Here is a 17,072-nt window from a genome sequence, read left to right as displayed (position 1 = left end):
AAAGAACGATCAGCTCGCTTTACGTTCTGCTGCCTGACGGTAGGCGACCAAATCTTCGATGGTCAGTACAGGCATGCCGTGCTGTTTAGCAAACGCGATCACTTCCGGCGCACGCGCCATGGAACCGTCATCATTGGTCTGCTCACACAGCACAGCGGCCGGTTTGAAACCGGCCAGCGTTGCCAGATCGATAGATGCTTCGGTATGACCACGGCGAGTCAGTACGCCGCCCGGTTGACCGCGCAACGGGAAGACGTGCCCAGGGCGATTCAAATCGCTTGCACGCGCGTCATCAGCAATGGCGGCGCGAACGGTTGTCATACGGTCAGCCGCAGACACACCGGTTGTCACACCTTCAGCAGCTTCGATGGTGACGGTAAAGCCGGTTTGATAGTGGCTGGTATTGTGCTCCACCATCATGGGCAGTTCCAATTGACGGCGGCGCTCTTCAGTCAGGCACAGGCAGACGATGCCGCTACCGTAGCGAATGGTCATCGCCATTTGCTCAACGGTCATGTTCTCGGCGGCAAATACCATGTCGCCTTCGTTTTCACGGTCTTCGTCGTCCAACACCATAACACCAACGCCTTGACGCAGCGCTGCAAGCGCACGTTCAACGCGTTCAGATGGCGTGCCAAATTCAGAAAGTAATGTCTGATTCATGGTAAAAAACCTCATGTTTATTATGGAGTACCAGAACCAGGGCGAGCTTGAGGAATAACCATTACAACAGATGCGGTTCAATGCGCACCGGGCAATGACTAACAAAATAACGCGAGTGGGCATATGCCCAACAGGATACCGTTACTCTCTCCTATCCGGACTATAACCGTCGGCCCCAGAATTTCACCGGGTCTGCTGACCTCACCACGTAAATCGATAATAACTTATTGATAACGTTACGGCGAGCGCTCGCGGGCTTCCAGACGAAAGCACGATGTTTTAACACCCTGCACTGTCTGGTTTACCGCCGGTGGGGAATTACACCCCGCCCTGAGAAGTAAGCGCGGTAACTATAACGCTATTACCTGAGCGGGGCAATTAGCGCAATGGATAAAATGTGACATCCGCTGGCCTATTGGTAAAAAATTTCTTTATAAATCATACACAAAGCATTACAAGGCGAGTTTTGGTTTATCCCTTTTCATTCACGCATTACACTGACAGTACAGATACCAGAAACCGAGCAGGAAAACGGCATGATTGACCCGAAAAAGATTGAGCAAATTGCACGTCAGGTGCATGAATCCATGCCGAAAGGCATACGTGAACTGGGCGAAGACGCCGAGAAAAAAATTCGCCAGGTACTGCAAGCACAGTTTACCAAGCTGGATCTGGTAAATCGCGAAGAGTTCGATGTGCAAACGCAGGTCCTGCTGCGCACTCGTGAAAAACTGGCGCGGCTGGAACAGCGTTTGAGCGAGTTGGAAGCCAAGTTGGACGCAGAAAAAACCGCTACTTCTGAACAGCAGCCCTCGTAGGCGGTACGACCTCATCGCGGGCACCGGCCACCCGAGGGCCGGTGCAGCAGCGATTATTCTGCTGCCAGTTGCTGTGATTTATGCGGTAACCCCCACCACAGCACTGCCAGCATAATCAGTGCATAGAGCGATTTAGCCCCAAGCATCACCAACAGTGTGCAGCACAACACACTGCCGATATAGCTAAACGACTTAATTTTGATTACATTATTTAAATGAGCTATTCAATTGATTTTAGACGTAAAGTGATATCTACACGGGAAGAAGAAGGGTTGAGTATCCGAGAAACAGCGAAGCAATTTCGGATTGGCCCTGCCTCTGTATCGGGTTGGATTAATCAAATAGCGTCAAAAGCATCGACCACGCGTCAGCGAAAGAGCGATAAATCCGAGTTGATGAAAGATGTTGAACCATATCCAGATGCTTACCAAAAAGAACGTGCAGAGCGTTTTGGCGTTTGTCAGAAGGCCATTTGGCAAGCTCTTAAAAAGCTGGGATTGACCTATAAAAAAACGCTACGTCATCCGAAAGCCGACGGAAGCGCCCGGCAAGCATTTCAACAAAAAATACAACAGTATGAAAAAGAAGGTAAACCTATTGTTTTTATTGATGAAAGTGGTTTTCCACACGATACCCCACGGACTCACGGCTATTGCCCAAAAGGTAAACGGTGTTTTGGCCTGAAGAACGGGGGAGCCAAGGGAAGAACAAATGTTATCGGCGCGTTATTAGGCACAACGCTGTTTGCTATCGGATTATTTGATATCAATATTAGAGCCTGTTTAAGATTTTGTGTAAATGCCTTTCCTCAGAAGTGACCGTCAAGGTGGTCACCGAACTCGATAATAAAGCGACTCATTGCCATACGCCAGTCCTGTAAGGGCATCGTCCATTTCTGTGATGCCGCCTGGATTGCCAGCCATACGACCTTCTTCAGCGAGTCATCAGTCGGGAACACCTTGCGTTTCTTGATTGCATGCCGGAGCACGCTGTTCAGTGATTCTATAGCGTTCGTCGTGTAGATTACCTTGCGAAGTTCCTGCGGGTACGAGAAGAATGTCGACAGGTTGGCCCAGTTTGACTGCCAGCTCCGGCTTATCTGCGGATAGCGGTGATCCCATGTCCCACCGAACGCCTCCAGCGCCTGAAGCGTGGCCTCTTCGGTTGGAGCCTGTGAGGTCGCGTGTTACGAGTTATTAGCAAATCTGGTGTATGGCGATCAGGCTACGTTCCGCTCTGATGCTTCGTGAATCTGTTCTCCATCCTTAAATTGGACGTTGCTTACAACTAGGGTCAGCAGGTCAAATCCTCTTAGTCGGTTCCAGCTTTTCTGAGCTGACTGGAGCAGATTATAGCTAAACGACTTAATTTTGATTACATTATTCAAATGAGCTATTCAATTGATTTTAGAGGTAAAGTGATATCTACACAGGAAGAAGAAGAGTTGAGTGGCTTTGTTGAATAAATAGAACTTTTGGGTAATCATCGGAGCAGATCAACACAGTTGTTTCAAAATCAGGTCTCCATGACAAAACAAAATTTTAAAATCACCAACTGGCCCTCTTATAACAAGGCCCTCAAGCAGCGCTGTTCTCTAACCGTATGGCTAGATGAATCAGCCATTGCTGCATGGACGGAAAAAAACACTACTGAACGGCGTGGACGACCGCTCCACTACTCAGATATGACCATCACCACAGTCCTGATGATGAAACGCATGTTTGGCCTTTCATTGAGGGCTTTACAGGGCTTTGGTGACTCGATTTTTAAACTGATTAAATTGTCGCTCCATTGTCCAGACTATTCGCTGCTCAGCAAGCGAGCAAAGACAGTGAACATCAGCATAAAAACGCCAACCCGTGGTGAAATCTCACATCTGGTCATTGATGGAACCGGCCTGAAGGTCTTTGGCGAAGGCGAATGGAAAGTCCGGCAGCATGGTGCCGACAGACGCAGGGTATGGCGTAAGCTGCACCTGGCAGTAGACAGTGTGACGCATGAGATTATCTGTGCGGATTTGTCGCTCAGTGGTACGACTGATGCCCAAGCTCTACCGGCGCTGATAAACCAGAGCCACCGGAAAATCAGAGAGGCATCGGCTGACGGCGCTTAGGATACAGTTTACTGCTATGATGCTCTGGTGAGGAAGAAAATAAGGCCGCTTATCCCGCCACGAAGGGGGGCGCAATATTGGCAAGATCGCTACCACGAGCGTAACCACGCTGTCGCAAATTAGCGCATTAGCGGTAGTATAGCCAACCGACTTAAAAATGATTACAACAGATACCCTGATATGCGGAAAAAAAGCATAGCTGGCTGTTATCAAAATAATGTCGGTTGGCTATAAGTGTCACCGCGTTTGCTTATCCACAGCAGGCGAACTTTCCCTCCTGAACCCGTTTGTTTCGGTACAAGACCGACATAAGCAGCGAACTCTCGCCCTGATTTAAACGCGGATGCTTCTCCCATGGTGGCAACCGCCGCTGTAGCGATTAACGGTCCCACACCGGGAATTTCCATCAGCCGTTTACAGGTTTCATTCTGTCGCGCCACATTGTTAAGCTGTTTTTCAAGACCATCTATCAGCATGTCCAGCTCACTCAGTCTGTTGTACAGGTCTTCCAGCACGGTGATGAGATACGGCGGCAGCTTCGTTTTCAGCCGCTCCAGTGCAGCCGGTAGCTCCCTGTCCATCGCTGCCTGACCTTTATGGATGGTTTCAACAAACTCCAGTATAGCCAACCGACTTAAAAATGATTACAGCCAATGCCCTGATATGTGGAAAAAAAATACAGCTAATTGTTGTCAAAATAATGTCGCTTGGCTATAACGATATCTAGAAAAAGAAAGTGGGCTATCACCGGCGCTCAGTGGCTGAAACGGCCATGTTCCGGTTCAAAAGGCTTCTGGGTGGTCATCTAAGTCTGAGAGACTACGATGGTCAGGTGGGTGAAGCCATGGTCAAAGCGCTTAACCTGATCACGCTATTAGGAATGCCGAACAGTATTCGCATCACGTAACAATCGACCCGTATGGAGCGCAGTCGTTACAAGTTCTGATTTATTCAACAAAGCCCTTTACGTCTAAAATCAATTGAATAGCTCATTTAAATAATGCAATCAAAATTAAGTCGTTTAGCTATAACTGGACCACCTTTTAATTCAACCTCTTGCCGGGGCGTATGAGCGCCCCTGCTTGCCTCACCTCTCGTTTTTGCTATTTTCAGATAATACCCCAATGACAACGCGCGATTACGCCTGCGAAAAGATGGGCTTTATGCACCGACGGCGCTAGAATAGCCTTTTCAGGATGAAGAAAAATATAGTTTTATTTCAATAAATTATTTTTAAAACTACCTTTGGAGGTGAAAACCATGCTGAGTGTCATTCCCGTATTGATATTTGTTGCACTGGTTATTGTATGGTCAGGGATCAAGATCGTGCCGCAAGGCTATCAGTGGACAGTAGAACGTTTTGGCCGCTACACCAAGACACTGATGCCGGGGTTAAACCTAGTGGTACCGTTCATGGATCGCATTGGTCGCAAAATCAATATGATGGAGCAGGTACTTGAGATTCCCTCCCAAGAAGTGATTTCCAAAGACAACGCCAACGTGACGATTGATGCCATCTGCTTTATTCAGGTAGTGGAAGCGGCACGTGCGGCTTATGAGGTCAGTTCACTCGAATTGGCGATCAAAAACCTGACCATGACCAACATCCGTACCGTGCTGGGTTCTATGGAACTGGATGAAATGCTGTCGCAGCGTGACAGCATCAACACCCGCCTGCTGCATATTGTCGATGAAGCCACTGGCCCGTGGGGCATAAAAATCACCCGTATTGAGATCCGCGATGTGCGCCCACCCGCCGAACTGATCGCCTCGATGAACGCCCAGATGAAAGCCGAACGAACCAAACGTGCCGACATTCTTGAAGCGGAAGGGGTGCGTCAGGCTGCCATTCTCAAAGCGGAAGGTGAAAAGCAGTCGCAAATTTTAAAAGCTGAAGGGGAGCGTCAATCCGCGTTTCTGGAAGCAGAAGCTCGTGAAAGAGCCGCAGAAGCAGAAGCACGCGCCACTCAGATGGTCTCTGATGCTATTGCCTCCGGTAATATTCAGGCCATCAACTACTTTGTGGCACAAAAATATACCGATGCATTGAAAAAGATTGGTTCTGCCGACAACAGCAAAGTTATCATGATGCCCCTGGATGCCAGCAATCTGATGGGCGCTATTGGCGGTATCGCCGAGTTGATTAAAGATAGCGGAAACGCCCGGAGCCAGAATGGACGTTGAACTGCTGGCTGATAATGCCCACTGGGTGTGGCTCTCGCTCGGTGGTCTACTACTGGCGGCTGAAATGCTTGGGGCCAGCGGTTATTTACTGTGGAGCGGCGTGTCTGCCGTTATTATTGGTTTATTAACCTAGGTATTACCGCTGCCTTGGGCGTGGCTGGGAACGTTATTTGCCGTGCTGACCATCATCATCGCGCTGCTGTGGTGATACTGGCTGCGTAGCCGTTCACGCCGGATAGCAGATGCACACTGCTGAACCAACGCAGTCGGCAGCTGATAGGAGTGCGTGCCACTGTCACCAAAGCGGTTGTGGATGGCATCGGCCGTGCCAGAATCGCTGACAGCACCTAGCGGATCAAAACCGATGAAGCTCTGCCCGTCGGCACTACCGTAGAAGTGATTGCTGTTGACGGCATTACGCTACACGTCCGCGCCCTCAAGGTTTAACCGCCCTTCCCGACTATCCCCAACAGTAACACGGCATAGGTATCTACACATCTTTTGCAATATCTGCTATTACGTTGCTGCATGATCTCAACTTATCCATCGGCGGGATTGATGCCCGCCTTAACCGGCGTTATCAGCATCTGATTAAGCAACACATGACTTCCCCAGCACCATTGGTGTCAGCCGTTAAAGACCTTGCCTGCGCGCAGAAAACAACATTCGCCACTACTCAGGCCGTTTGGCGTTTTTTTAATAATGAACGTATTAGCTTCAGTCAACTCAATGAACCGATTATAGCCAAGCGACATTATTTTGATAACAATTAGCTGTATTTTTTTGCCACATATCAGGGCATTGGCTGTAATCATTTTTAAGTCGGTTGGCTATATTTCGCTGGCTCTCCGGCAGGTTGCACTTAGCCCGCATCCATACGCTCCCGTCGTTCACGACTGGTCTCATTTACAGTTTCGTACCCACAATGGGAAAGAAGAACGTTTGAAAATGACGCATGGTGGCGACGTCGGTTATGAACTACAAACCAGCCTACTGCTTGATGCTGCAAATGGTTTACCAATAGCGCCCCTGTCTCAAACTCTAACCGATAGGGCGGGTTGTCGTTCAACGCTAACCGAGGGCTTGTCTGAGAGTCTGACTCATATGGATGCTTTGACGGCTGATATCACCCGCGTTGAGTCTCTTGATACCGGGAAGAAGTTAGTTCATCTCATTGACCGTGAAGGTGACTCTATCGGGCATATGCGCACATTAAGCTCCCAGGGAATATGTTGGCTTATCCGGGGAAAGGAAGGGCATCGGGCCGAGTGGGGCGGTGACATCCGTAAAATTGGTGAAATTGCAGACGATCTGCCATTTATCGCAAACAGACAGGTTGGCTGGAAAGGGAAAAAAGCCAATATGGAGATCGGGGAAACATCCGTGATCATAACGCGAACAGCAAAAGCGAAGCGGAAAGACAAGAACACCGGACGGCGAGTGAAAGTTCAGCCAGGCGTAGCTCTGACACTCAGATTAGTTGTGGTTCGCCTTACCGATACTCACGGTAAATTTATCGGACGCTGGACGCTGCTCACAAACGTTAGCAACGAGATCACCAGCGCGGAAGTCGCTCGCTGGTATTACTGGCGCTGGGGTATAGTCAAGCGACATTATTTTGATAACAATTAGCTGTATTTTTTTCCACATATCAGGGCATTGGCTGTAATCATTTTTAAGTCGGTTGGCTATATTGAATCCTTTTTTAAGCTGCTGAAAGGTGCCGGTCATGATGTAGAAAAATGGCTTCAGCACAGTGCTGGTGCCTTGCTACGCAGGTTATTGATAGCTAGCATGGCATGTGTGCTGGTATGGCGGCTGCAACGCGCTGAAGGAGACGACAATGCGGCAGCCCGTCAGTTGATTTGCCGATTATCCGGACGACAACAAAAACGAGGGCGTAAAGGAAGCGCCCCAGCGCTGCTTGCCGGATTATCCATCCTGCTAAATACCTTGACGTTATTAGCAGACTATACCCCGGAAGAACTTGCCCACTTAGCTATGGTGGTTTTTAACCCTTTATGATGTGTAGATACCTATGCAGTAACACGGTTGGGGATTTTTCATCATGGAAGTATCCTCACGCGGCACAAGCGGTTAGCATGAGCGTTTGTGGTTGATGGAGATAAATCATGACGTTACTGCGCCAACTGGCCACGTGGTTGGGATTAATTTCCCCGGTCACCTATGCCTACCCCGCACTGGATGTTTCTCTGACAAGCGGCGGACGCCTGCATTTGGTGGGCAGTATCCATATGGGCAGCGAAGCCATGTCTCCGCTGCCGGAGGTGTTGCTGCAACAATTGCAGCAGTCTACTGCACTGGTGGTAGAAGCCGATATCTCCGATATGGGTTCGCCGTTGCAGGAAGAGTACGAGCCAATTCCGCTGGCGGAGCGCCTAGATCCAGAACGCTATCAGCTGTTCCAGCAGCACTGTGAGGCACTGGCGCTTAGCCTGAACCGCTTTGAGAATCTGCCTGCTTGGCACGCGGCGCTGACGCTCCAGGCGATGCAAGCGCAATCGCTCGGCCTACGTCCTCACTATGGCATCGATTATCAATTGATTCAGGCCGCCAAAGCGGCAAACATTCCGGTGATTGAACTTGAAGGTCAGCAAGAACAGCTCGCCATGCTGCGACAATTGCCGCAGGGGGGTGTAGCATTACTGGAAGATACGCTGGATCACTGGCACGTTAATGCGCGTCTGCTTCAGGTGATGACCGGCTGGTGGCTGGAAGGACCGCCAGCAAAATCCGCTGCCGCTATGCCGGCGACGTTCAGCCACGCCTTGTCCGAGGTATTGATGCGTCAACGCAATACCCGCTGGCGCGATCAGTTACAAGCACTGCCGAGCGGACATTATGTCGTGGCTGTCGGTGCGTTGCATCTGTACGGCGACAATAGCCTGCCTTCCCTGCTACAACCTGTTAATGCAAAGCAATAACGACGGGATTGATTAAGGAACGAGCACCATGACACCCGCAGTAAAACTTCTGGAAAAAAATAAGGTCGCTTTCCAACTTCACAGCTACGACCATGATCCAAACGAAACCAATTTTGGCGAAGAAGCCGCGCGTAAGCTGGGGCTGAATAAAGAGCAAGTCTACAAAACCCTGCTGGTATCGCTGAACGGCGATGGCAAACACTTAGCCGTTGCCATCACCCCAGTCTCCGGGCAGCTGGATTTAAAGAAGGTGGCGCGAGCCTTTGGTGCCAAAAAAGCGGATATGGCCGACCCTATGCTGGCTCAGCGGGTTACGGGCTATTTGGTAGGCGGTATCAGCCCGTTGGGACAGAAAAAATTTCTGCCAACCGCCATCGATGAACCGGCGCAGCTCTTCCCGGTGATTTACGTTTCCGGTGGCAAGCGCGGACTGGATATCGGGCTTGCGCCCACCGATTTGGCGAAACTGCTGAAAGCGTCATTTAGTGATATTGCCAAACGGGATTAGCGAAGGAATCCCGATGAGCTTACTCCAGTAAGTGATTCGGGTAACTGAGCGCGGCCAACGCCGCCACGGCGTGAAGTATGAAGCGTAAAAGAAGCTGATGGCAGAGAACTCCACGGCTAGTGTGTCCCCTGCCACCGCTTCAGAACGGGTAGTTAATCGATCTTAGCCCCTTTTTCAACCAACAACGTCGGCCCTTGCTTCACGTTGAGGGTTAAGCCTTTGGTTTGCACTTCAGCGTTACGCACGCGGATCCCTTGATCGGCATCGATACGCACGTTGTCAAAATGGAAACCGCTCAAGGGTGCTTCGGGTACACCAATGATGTACGCAGCAGCTTTGCTTTTGCAAGTTGATTCCAGGTTTTCGATCGTCACATTGCTAAAATGCGGCGTCTTATATTTATCAAACTGCTGTTTGGCATCGGTATCTGACGGGTAAATTTGTTCACCCATGGTGAAACCGCCTTCTGCCAGCAGTTTGTCCATTTCGGCTTGCACAATGGGAGCCGCCTTGCATAGCCAAGCGACATTATTTTGATAACAATTAGCTGTATTTTTTTCCACATATCAGGGCATTAGCTGTAATCATTTTTAAGTCGGTTGGCTATAGCAACGAGATCACCAGCGCGGAAGTCGCTCGCTGGTATTACTGGCGCTGGGGTATTGAATCCTTTTTTAAGCTGCTGAAAGGTGCCGGTCATGATGTAGAAAAATGGCTTCAGCGCAGTGCTGGTGCACTGCTACGCAGGTTATTGATAGCTAGCATGGCATGTGTGCTGGTATGGCTGCTGCAACGCGCTGAAGGAGACGACAATGCGGCAGCCCGTCAGTTAATTTGCCGATTATCCGGACGACAACAAAAACGAGGGCGTAAAGAAAGCGCCCCAGTGCTGCTTGCAGGACTATCCATCCTGCTAAATACCTTGACGTTATTAGCAGACTATACCCCGGAAGAACTTGCCCACTTAGCTATGGTGGTTTTTAACCCTTTATGATGTGTAGATACCTATGCCTAGTTGGGCGCGGGCGCGGCGTTGCAAAAAATTGTGGAAAATGGTCAGCAGAAAGCGCTGGAAACCATGTGCCGCGACTGGCCGTTCTTCTCCACGCGTATCGGGATGCTGGAAATGGTGTTCGCCAAAGCGGACCTGTGGCTGGCGGAATACTACGATCAGCGTCTGGTCGACGAAAAACTGTGGCCGTTGGGCAAAGAGTTGCGCGACCAGTTGGCGGCAGATATCAACGTGGTGCTGCGAATTTCCAACGATGACCATCTGATGGCAGATTTGCCGTGGATTGCTGAGTCTATAGCAAAGCGACTTAAAAATGATTACAGCCAATGCCTGATATGTGGCAAAAAAATACAGCTAATTGTTATCAAAATAATGTCGCTTGGCTATAAGCTTCCATCATCGTCTTTTCATCCACCCCGAGCGCAAACAACACCAGAGCGGAGCCGATGCCGGTACGATCTTTGCCGACAGCAAGTGCTGCACCAGTGCCCCTTCTTCTGGTCTCTGCAACAGGGCAAGCAGTTGACTGCGGGATTGTTGAAAGGCAAACGCCGATAGAGTTCCAGCATAAAGGCCTGTGAGTCAAACGCAGAGAGCTGATCTGAACCCAACGACTCCAGACTGGCCGTGACCTCGTGGCGAATCGGGTTGGCGGGGCACGTGTGATAATGCGCGCCTTCCCACAGAATATCAGGCTTGGCCGTCACTTCATCCGGGTCACGATAGTCAACCACGTGCGACACGGGAACACCGGCTAGGTGCTCACAGTCAGCGGCACTCAGCTGATCCAACGAGCCTGCACGGAACAGTTTGCGCGGGCGAATACGTTGCCCATCTGCGGTATACAATCCACCTCAATCACGGAAATTGATGCCGCCCTCTAACGCAACCAAATAGGGATGGCGTGGTGCTGATGTTGTCATACAACTCCTTGCAATACGTGGTGGAAAACTCAGGCACTCAATAACCTGCGTGCTGCATCCAGCACCACCGTAACGGCAGCGGTTTCCGCCAGCTTCATCGTCGCAACATCCGGTGTTTCCTGCTGGGTGCGGTTGACGATGACGCCTGCGACCATGCCCGCCCGCAATCCCTGACTGGAACACATGGTGAGCAGCGTGGCCGACTCCATTTCATAATTCAACACGCCCATGCTTTGCCACTCTTGCATTGAGCCTTGAAAACGTCGCACGACGCGCCCAGAGTAGGTATCGTAGCGCTCTTGCCCCGGATAAAACGTATCCGAAGAGGCGGTTACGCCAATGTGCAGCGGGAAACTGGATGCCTTCGCAGCATCAACCAGCGCGGCAGTGCACGCAAAATCGGCCACAGCCGGATACTCCAGCGGCGCAAAGTGCAGGCTGGCACCGTCCAAACGCACAGCCGCCGTCGTCACCAATACATCCCCCACATTCATATCAGGCTGGATCACCCCTGTGGTGCCCATGCGCAGAAAGGTTCTGACGCCTAATTGCGCCAGTTCTTCCACCGCAATGGAGGTCGAGGGGCCGCCAATACCCGTAGAGCAGATAACCACCGGTTGCCCTGCAAGCGTAGCACGCCAAGTAGTAAATTCACGGTGCGCGGCCAGAAACACAGGGTTATCCATCTCGCGCGAGATTTTTTCAACCCGCACCGGATCGCCGGGCACAATGGCTAACGTCGCCCCTTGCAGCCCCTGTTTGGTTAACCCCAGGTGGAACACATCAGATTCGGACATACTCGTCTCCTCATCATGGGCAAGATAGTACCGTTTATTATCCTAGCGCATCAGTACCCTAACAGCAGTGATATAGCCAACCGACATTATTTTGATAACAGACAGCTATGCTTTTTTGCCGCATATCAGGGCATCTGTTGTAATCATTTTTAAGTCGGTTTGCTATATATCTCACTACCAAAAGAAATCAATACAGTGGTATACACTTATAAATTGCGCGCTGTCACACCAATAATCCCTTTTATGCTCAAGAAGAGAACAACCACCATGCAAAGTGGCCGAACCGCTGGAACTCCGACAAACCGATCGGGCGATGACCCGTGCTGTTACGCCCCATGCCGAGTCAACTATAGCCAAGCGACATTATTTTGATAACAATTAGCTGTATTTTTTTGCCACATATCAGGGCATTGGCTGTAATCATTTTTAAGTCGGTTGGCTATACTGGGCTGCATATTATTCATGAGGGCCAAGAGAGATGCATCGCCGCCGATACCATCATCGTCTGTGCAGGACAGGATTCACGGCGCGAGCTCTATGCGCCATTGCAGGCCAACGGGTGCGCCGTGCATCTGATTGGCGGTGCGGATGTCGCCGCCGAACTGGATGCCCGGCGGGCCATCGACCAGGCCACCCGACTGGCGCTAACGCTGTAGCCGATGACTCAAGCCCCGTTCAGCAAGACGATGCCAGCTTCACCGCGCGCAGCACCACAAACTTGTTGTTGCCCAGCAGCTGTTCGCAGTTGCCGAACAGGTGTTTCAGCTTCGGATAGTAGTTGAGGTGGCGATTGCCTACGATACGCAGCTCACCGCCGTGCGCTAAACAGCGACGCGCATCGCTGAACATGTTCCAGGCCAGATGGTCGGTGATGGTCTGCTGCTGGTGGAACGGTGGGTTACACAGCACCGCTTGCAGCGAATCAGGGGCAATGTTGGCCAGCGAATTATTCACTACAAAACTGGCACGCGGCAGGTCTTGCGGACAGTTGATTTCAACATTCATGCGGCTGGAAGCCAGCGCCATATGAGATTCATCAATAAAACTAACCAGCGCTGAAGGGTTTTGCGCCAGCGCCACCAGCCCGACAACCCCGTTACCGCAACCTAAATCCACCATCTTGCCGTCAATATCACGCGGCAGGTGCTGCATAAAAAAGCGCGTACCGATGTCTAGGCTACCGCGTGAGAACACGTTGGCATGGTTATGGATACGGTAACCATACCCTTCCAGTTCCCACTCAACGGTTTGTGAATACTCACCTACATTGATTTGTGCCACGTCGCAGTGAATCAGGCGTGCCTTTTTCCACGCCAGTGAAGTCCGCGTCGGGCCAATAATTTTTTCAAACAGATGCAACGTGGAAGTATGAATATCGCGCGCCTTCGCGCCGGCAATAATTCGCGTATGCAGTGCGACGACCGCACGTAGCATACGAAGCTGATGCTCCAGCATCGCTAAGGTTTTTGGCACCTTGATAACCACCAGCGATGGCGCATCAGGTAACGCCGTCAGGCTGTCTTGCAACACGACGGACTCCGGCGTAAAGCCGTTGAGCGACAGATTTATGCTGCGTCGCCAGATGGCTCAAATAGCTGTCGCTGACGCAGAGCGGCTCATATGCCTGTAATCCACAGGCCAGTGCACCGAATGTGTCGTTCAGAATCACAACGGGCCCTGGCGCAAGCTCCATGGTAGCAATCTCCTTCAGCAAAAACGCGTCTGCCGCTTCCCAGGCTGGTAAGGTGGAATTCTCAGACGTTTTCGGATAACGCACCAACGTGAACGTTCGCGTTTCCAGTTCCAATTGGCTCATCGGCCTCTCCCGCGTCATAAAGGTTGCGCAGTGTACCCCGTAACGTCGCGGAGCAGTAAATGCTTTTCGTCAGTCAGGGTGAATCTAGGCGCGTGACGCAGGGCCTAGGGCGCATTGGTCGGTTGCGTAAAGTGTTTCTGAATTACTGCCAATATTCTTCCCGTTACCAGCCCTATCTGGCGGAAGAGAATCCCAACACCTTAAATCCGGCGTTTTCTAACGGCTCCATCATGGATATTGGCTACTACTGCCTAGTATTCGCTGTCAGCCTGTGGGGAGTTCCTCACAACGTTCAGGCCAGCGCGGCCCTGTTGGAAAGCGGCGTGGACGGGCACGGCAGCGTCTTACTGAATTACGGGGATTTTGACGTGATTATCGCGCATTCCAAGGTGAGCAACAGCGCCATCCCCAGTGAAATCCAGGGGGAGGAAGGTTCGCTAGTCATCGACAGGCTGTCGGAATGCCAGCAAGTGAGCCTGGTGCCGCGCAACGGTCAACGCATCGATTTGTCCCAACCGCAGCACATCAACAGCATGCTGTATGAAGTGGAAACCTTTGCCTCACTGGTCACCCAGAATGATGTCAATCACGCCTTTCTGGCACGCTCACTCACCGTCGCGCGCTTACAAACAGAAATTCGCAGCCAGACTGGCGTGGTGTTCCCCGCCGACAGCAACGTACTTTTTGAGGATCAATAACGGAGCAGGTGAAAAGCGCTCACAAAATTTGACCTGGATCGACTTTTCACCTATCTTTGCTGATGCAAAGGGGAGTAACTTTTCCGCCGATTAATCGTCATTACGAAGTCATGTGTCCAGCTTGCTATAAAGTGAGTAGAGATATGCCTCCGGTTATCGGGCAATACCAATGAGCATTCCCATTGGCGTTGTAAGTGAGACCTTGCCGGAAGGCGAGGGACATTTGCAACGCGAGTGACCAAACGACCTGTATCTTTCGATACATGTCGTTTTTTTTTACCTGGCCTGCTAGCACGCCAGATAAAAATGAGGCCTGACGGTGTTAATTTTTGTTGCAAGGAACCAGTTATGAACTCTATCGCTACGCCGTGGTTGTGGGGCAGCTTCGCTGTCATCGTTATCGCCATGTTGACGGCAGATCTGCTCTATCAAGGGTGTAAGGGTGCCACCACCATGACCTTTCGCCAGGCTGCCGCCTGCTCATTGATTTGGGTTACGCTGTCGCTCGCCTTCAACGCCGGATTCTGGTGGTATCTGAAAGGCACGCTCGGCGTAGAAGTCGCCAACACCCAAGCCCTCACCTTCCTCACCGGCTATCTGATCGAAAAAGCACTTGCCGTCGATAACGTCTTCGTCTGGCTGATGCTGTTCAGCTATTTCGGCGTGCCCGTGCAATATCAGCGGCGTGTGCTGGTTTATGGCGTGCTGGGTGCCATCATCCTGCGAACGCTGATGGTGTTTGGTGGCAGTTGGCTGGTTACCCAGTTCCAATGGTTGCTTTACGTATTTGGCGCGTTCTTACTGTTCACTGGCCTGAAAATAGCGTTTTCCAAAGACGATGGCGGCGATCTTGCTGACAAGCAGTTAGTGCGTTGGCTACGCGGGCACCTGCGGATGACGGATACCATTAAAAACGAACGCTTCTTCTTGCGAAACAATGGAATTCTGTATGCCACCCCGCTGTTTTTAGTCTTGATTCTGGTTGAGATCAGCGATGTTATCTTTGCCGTTGACAGCATCCCGGCCATTTTTGCGGTTACCACCGACCCGTTCATTGTGCTGACCTCCAACCTGTTCGCCATTCTGGGCCTGCGCGCCATGTATTTTCTGCTGGCTGGCGTGGCAGAGAAGTTCTCACTGCTCAAGTATGGTCTGGCCATCATTCTGGTGTTTATCGGCACCAAGATGATGCTGATCGACCTGTTCCATATTCCTATCGCTATCTCTCTGGGCGTGGTAGCCAGCATTCTGGCCATCACGCTGCTGATTAACCTGTGGGTGAATCAGCGCGCCGCTCGCTAAAGCGCTTATCGCCTCCGTAAAGGGGGCGATTTCTGAACGACTTGCTGCACAAAATCAGAGTTATGCTCATTTCTGGTGTACGGTGTTTCGGGGAGGCTTGCCTATCCTGCTGATTGATTTCGTGTATGATTTCAATATCATAGAGATGATACCACATAAAAAAGTCTACCCTACAGGTCTCCGCAGAACCAGATATTGCCGCTGATCCCTTGCATGAACTCATTCGTAATGGTGCTAGGCAACTGATAGCTGGCGCCGTTGAGGTTGAGCTCGAAGCCATGCTGCAACAACATGCTGAACGCCGCCTTGACGACGGGCGTCATGCTGTCGTTCGTAACGGCTATAGCTAAACGATTTAATTTTGATTACATTATTTAAATGAGCTATTCAATTGATTTTAGACGTAAAGTGATATCTACACGGGAAGAAGAAGGGTTGAGTATCCTAGAAACAGCGAAGCAATTTCGGATTGGCCCTGCCTCTGTATCGCGTTGGATTAATCAAATAGCGTCAAAAGCATCGACCACGTGTCAGCGAAAGATCGATAAATCCGAGTTGATATAGCCAACCGACTTAAAAATGATTACAACAGATACCCTGATATGCGGCAAAAAAGCATAGCTGGCTGTTATCAAAATAATGTCAGTTGGCTATAAAAGATGTTGAACCATATCCAGATGCTTACCAAAAAGAACGTGCAGAGCGTTTTGGCGTTTGTCAGAAGGCCATTTGGCAAGCTCTTAAAAAGCTGGGATTGACCTATAAAAAAACTCTACGTCATCCGAAAGCCGACGAAAGCGCCCGGCAAGCATTTCAACAAAAAATACAACAGTATGAAAAATAAGGTAAACCTATTGTTTTTATTGATGAAAGTGGCTTTCCACACGATACCCCACGGACTCACGGCTATTCCCCAAAAGGTCAACGGTGTTTTGGCCTGAAGAACTATAGCCAACCGACATTATTTTGATAACAGCCAGCTATGCTTTTTTGCCGCATATCAGGGTATCTGTTGTAATCATTTTTAAGTCGGTTGGCTATACTATGCCCTGGTTGTAAGCAACGTCCAATTTAAGGATGGAGAACAGATTCACGAAGCATCAGAGCGGAACGTAGCATGATCGCCATACACCAGATTTGCTAATAATTCCTCATGTGCCATTGCTTTTTTAATGGCGTTTTTCCTTATACTGCTTCCCGCAAACGTCACATTGCCGAGCATTAAAAAACCCAATGCCATTTTAGAGGTTTTCTTCTCTGCAATGCCCCAACACACACTCACTCTTGCGTTAC

At 50.5% G+C, this 17,072-nt stretch carries 16 protein-coding genes, 13 pseudogenes and 1 riboswitch; of the genes and pseudogenes, 19 read left to right on the top strand and 10 right to left on the bottom strand.

All coding sequences use genetic code 11. The features are described 5' to 3' along the window. Positions 1-9 precede the first annotated feature (9 nt). Positions 10-663 carry a 3,4-dihydroxy-2-butanone-4-phosphate synthase gene (gene ribB, locus ACD630_RS05165; protein WP_430358326.1) on the bottom strand — a complete coding sequence of 218 codons (654 nt, stop codon included), beginning with the start codon at positions 661-663 and terminating at the stop codon, positions 10-12. 139 nt (positions 664-802) lie between these two features. Beyond that, positions 803-1,005: riboswitch (FMN riboswitch) on the bottom strand. 194 nt (positions 1,006-1,199) lie between these two features. Here ribB and ubiK point away from each other — a divergent pair. Together ubiK and ACD630_RS05155 are read left to right on the top strand one after the other, a co-directional pair. Further along, entirely contained in the window at positions 1,200-1,481 is a 282-nt protein-coding gene (gene ubiK / locus ACD630_RS05160) for a ubiquinone biosynthesis accessory factor UbiK (protein WP_264626435.1), read from the top strand. 215 nt (positions 1,482-1,696) lie between these two features. Beyond that, entirely contained in the window at positions 1,697-2,299 is a 603-nt protein-coding gene (locus tag ACD630_RS05155) for an IS630 transposase-related protein (protein ID WP_430358325.1), read from the top strand. Here ACD630_RS05155 and ACD630_RS05150 read toward each other — a convergent pair. Together ACD630_RS05150 and ACD630_RS05145 are read right to left on the bottom strand one after the other, a co-directional pair. Continuing rightward, positions 2,290-2,664 (bottom strand): annotated as a pseudogene (locus tag ACD630_RS05150) (transposase); the annotation flags it as partial. The gene ACD630_RS05155 and the pseudogene ACD630_RS05150 sit on opposite strands and share 10 nt — an antisense overlap. A 36-nt stretch (positions 2,665-2,700) precedes the next feature. Continuing rightward, a pseudogene (locus tag ACD630_RS05145) lies at positions 2,701-2,835 on the bottom strand (IS256 family transposase); the annotation flags it as partial. A 171-nt stretch (positions 2,836-3,006) separates the two neighbouring features. On the opposite strand from ACD630_RS05145, the pseudogene ACD630_RS05140 reads away from it, so the two are divergent. Beyond that, positions 3,007-3,714: pseudogene (locus ACD630_RS05140) on the top strand (IS5 family transposase); the annotation flags it as partial. Positions 3,715-3,809: 95 nt separating this feature from the next. Here the strand turns inward: ACD630_RS05140 and ACD630_RS05135 are convergent. Continuing rightward, positions 3,810-4,217, bottom strand: a pseudogene (locus ACD630_RS05135) (transposase); the annotation flags it as partial. Positions 4,218-4,321: 104 nt separating this feature from the next. On the opposite strand from ACD630_RS05135, the pseudogene ACD630_RS05130 reads away from it, so the two are divergent. From ACD630_RS05130 to ybaK, 8 genes and pseudogenes are all read left to right on the top strand, one after another. Beyond that, positions 4,322-4,501: pseudogene (locus ACD630_RS05130) on the top strand (IS5/IS1182 family transposase); the annotation flags it as partial. Between the two features lie 353 nt (positions 4,502-4,854). Continuing rightward, positions 4,855-5,778 carry an SPFH domain-containing protein gene (locus ACD630_RS05125; RefSeq protein ID WP_430358324.1) on the top strand — a complete coding sequence of 308 codons (924 nt, stop codon included), beginning with the start codon at positions 4,855-4,857 and terminating at the stop codon, positions 5,776-5,778. After that, positions 5,768-6,225 (top strand): annotated as a pseudogene (locus ACD630_RS05120) (NfeD family protein). The gene ACD630_RS05125 and the pseudogene ACD630_RS05120 overlap by 11 nt, the downstream one beginning before the upstream one ends. Before the next feature lie 74 nt (positions 6,226-6,299). Further along, positions 6,300-6,551: a hypothetical protein gene (locus ACD630_RS05115; protein WP_430358323.1), complete on the top strand. Its 252-nt coding sequence runs from the start codon at positions 6,300-6,302 to the stop codon at positions 6,549-6,551. After that, positions 6,538-7,410: a hypothetical protein gene (locus ACD630_RS05110; RefSeq protein WP_430358322.1), complete on the top strand. Its 873-nt coding sequence runs from the start codon at positions 6,538-6,540 to the stop codon at positions 7,408-7,410. Before ACD630_RS05115 ends, ACD630_RS05110 begins: the two co-directional genes overlap by 14 nt. Positions 7,411-7,437: 27 nt before the next feature. Further along, a complete protein-coding gene (locus ACD630_RS05105; RefSeq protein ID WP_430358321.1) occupies positions 7,438-7,803 on the top strand; it encodes a hypothetical protein in 366 nt (121 codons plus the stop codon). 104 nt (positions 7,804-7,907) lie between these two features. After that, entirely contained in the window at positions 7,908-8,723 is an 816-nt protein-coding gene (locus ACD630_RS05100) for a TraB/GumN family protein (RefSeq protein WP_430359904.1), read from the top strand. Between the two features lie 28 nt (positions 8,724-8,751). Then, positions 8,752-9,231, top strand: coding sequence for a Cys-tRNA(Pro)/Cys-tRNA(Cys) deacylase YbaK (gene ybaK / locus ACD630_RS05095; protein WP_430358320.1), 480 nt, complete (start codon positions 8,752-8,754; stop codon positions 9,229-9,231). Positions 9,232-9,383: 152 nt separating this feature from the next. Here the strand turns inward: ybaK and ACD630_RS05090 are convergent. Both ACD630_RS05090 and ACD630_RS05085 read right to left on the bottom strand, forming a co-directional pair. After that, positions 9,384-9,743: pseudogene (locus ACD630_RS05090) on the bottom strand (exo-poly-alpha-D-galacturonosidase); the annotation flags it as partial. A 62-nt stretch (positions 9,744-9,805) separates the two neighbouring features. Then, a complete protein-coding gene (locus ACD630_RS05085; RefSeq protein ID WP_430358319.1) occupies positions 9,806-9,931 on the bottom strand; it encodes a hypothetical protein in 126 nt (41 codons plus the stop codon). A gap of 63 nt (positions 9,932-9,994) precedes the next feature. On the opposite strand from ACD630_RS05085, the gene ACD630_RS05080 reads away from it, so the two are divergent. After that, positions 9,995-10,225: a hypothetical protein gene (locus ACD630_RS05080; RefSeq protein ID WP_430358318.1), complete on the top strand. Its 231-nt coding sequence runs from the start codon at positions 9,995-9,997 to the stop codon at positions 10,223-10,225. Positions 10,226-10,246: 21 nt separating this feature from the next. Further along, positions 10,247-10,576: pseudogene (locus tag ACD630_RS05075) on the top strand (phosphoenolpyruvate carboxylase); the annotation flags it as partial. A gap of 52 nt (positions 10,577-10,628) precedes the next feature. On the opposite strand, the pseudogene ACD630_RS05070 reads toward ACD630_RS05075, so the two are convergent. Together ACD630_RS05070 and udp are read right to left on the bottom strand one after the other, a co-directional pair. After that, positions 10,629-11,166 (bottom strand): annotated as a pseudogene (locus tag ACD630_RS05070) (tyrosine-protein phosphatase); the annotation flags it as partial. 29 nt (positions 11,167-11,195) lie between these two features. After that, entirely contained in the window at positions 11,196-11,963 is a 768-nt protein-coding gene (gene udp, locus ACD630_RS05065) for a uridine phosphorylase (RefSeq protein ID WP_430358317.1), read from the bottom strand. Between the two features lie 443 nt (positions 11,964-12,406). On the opposite strand from udp, the pseudogene fadH reads away from it, so the two are divergent. Continuing rightward, positions 12,407-12,619, top strand: a pseudogene (gene fadH, locus ACD630_RS05060) (NADPH-dependent 2,4-dienoyl-CoA reductase); the annotation flags it as partial. Between the two features lie 19 nt (positions 12,620-12,638). Here fadH and rlmG read toward each other — a convergent pair. After that, positions 12,639-13,779 (bottom strand): annotated as a pseudogene (rlmG, locus tag ACD630_RS05055) (23S rRNA (guanine(1835)-N(2))-methyltransferase RlmG). A gap of 98 nt (positions 13,780-13,877) precedes the next feature. Between rlmG and ACD630_RS05050 the strand changes: the two are divergent. The 5 genes and pseudogenes from ACD630_RS05050 to ACD630_RS05030 form a co-directional block, all read left to right on the top strand. Beyond that, positions 13,878-14,477 (top strand): annotated as a pseudogene (locus tag ACD630_RS05050) (Gfo/Idh/MocA family protein); the annotation flags it as partial. Between the two features lie 348 nt (positions 14,478-14,825). Continuing rightward, positions 14,826-15,779 (top strand): TerC family protein, encoded by a 954-nt coding sequence (locus tag ACD630_RS05045; protein ID WP_430358316.1) that lies wholly within the window; start codon positions 14,826-14,828, stop codon positions 15,777-15,779. Between the two features lie 155 nt (positions 15,780-15,934). After that, positions 15,935-16,123, top strand: a pseudogene (locus ACD630_RS05040) (IS256 family transposase); the annotation flags it as partial. 34 nt (positions 16,124-16,157) lie between these two features. Next, positions 16,158-16,343: an IS630 transposase-related protein gene (locus ACD630_RS05035; RefSeq protein ID WP_430358315.1), complete on the top strand. Its 186-nt coding sequence runs from the start codon at positions 16,158-16,160 to the stop codon at positions 16,341-16,343. A gap of 82 nt (positions 16,344-16,425) precedes the next feature. Next, complete coding sequence (locus ACD630_RS05030) at positions 16,426-16,623, top strand: IS630 transposase-related protein (protein WP_430358314.1); 198 nt, start codon at positions 16,426-16,428, stop codon at positions 16,621-16,623. 246 nt (positions 16,624-16,869) lie between these two features. On the opposite strand, the gene ACD630_RS05025 is transcribed toward ACD630_RS05030, so the two are convergent. Then, the gene (locus ACD630_RS05025) at positions 16,870-17,055 is read right to left on the bottom strand and encodes a hypothetical protein (RefSeq protein ID WP_430358313.1); all 186 of its coding nucleotides are present in this window, start codon (positions 17,053-17,055) and stop codon (positions 16,870-16,872) included. Between the last annotated feature and the right edge of the window lie 17 nt (positions 17,056-17,072).

This window comes from Symbiopectobacterium sp. RP (assembly GCF_050472005.1).
Lineage (GTDB): Bacteria > Pseudomonadota > Gammaproteobacteria > Enterobacterales > Enterobacteriaceae > Symbiopectobacterium.
This window is presented reverse-complemented; position numbering and strand designations above follow the sequence as displayed.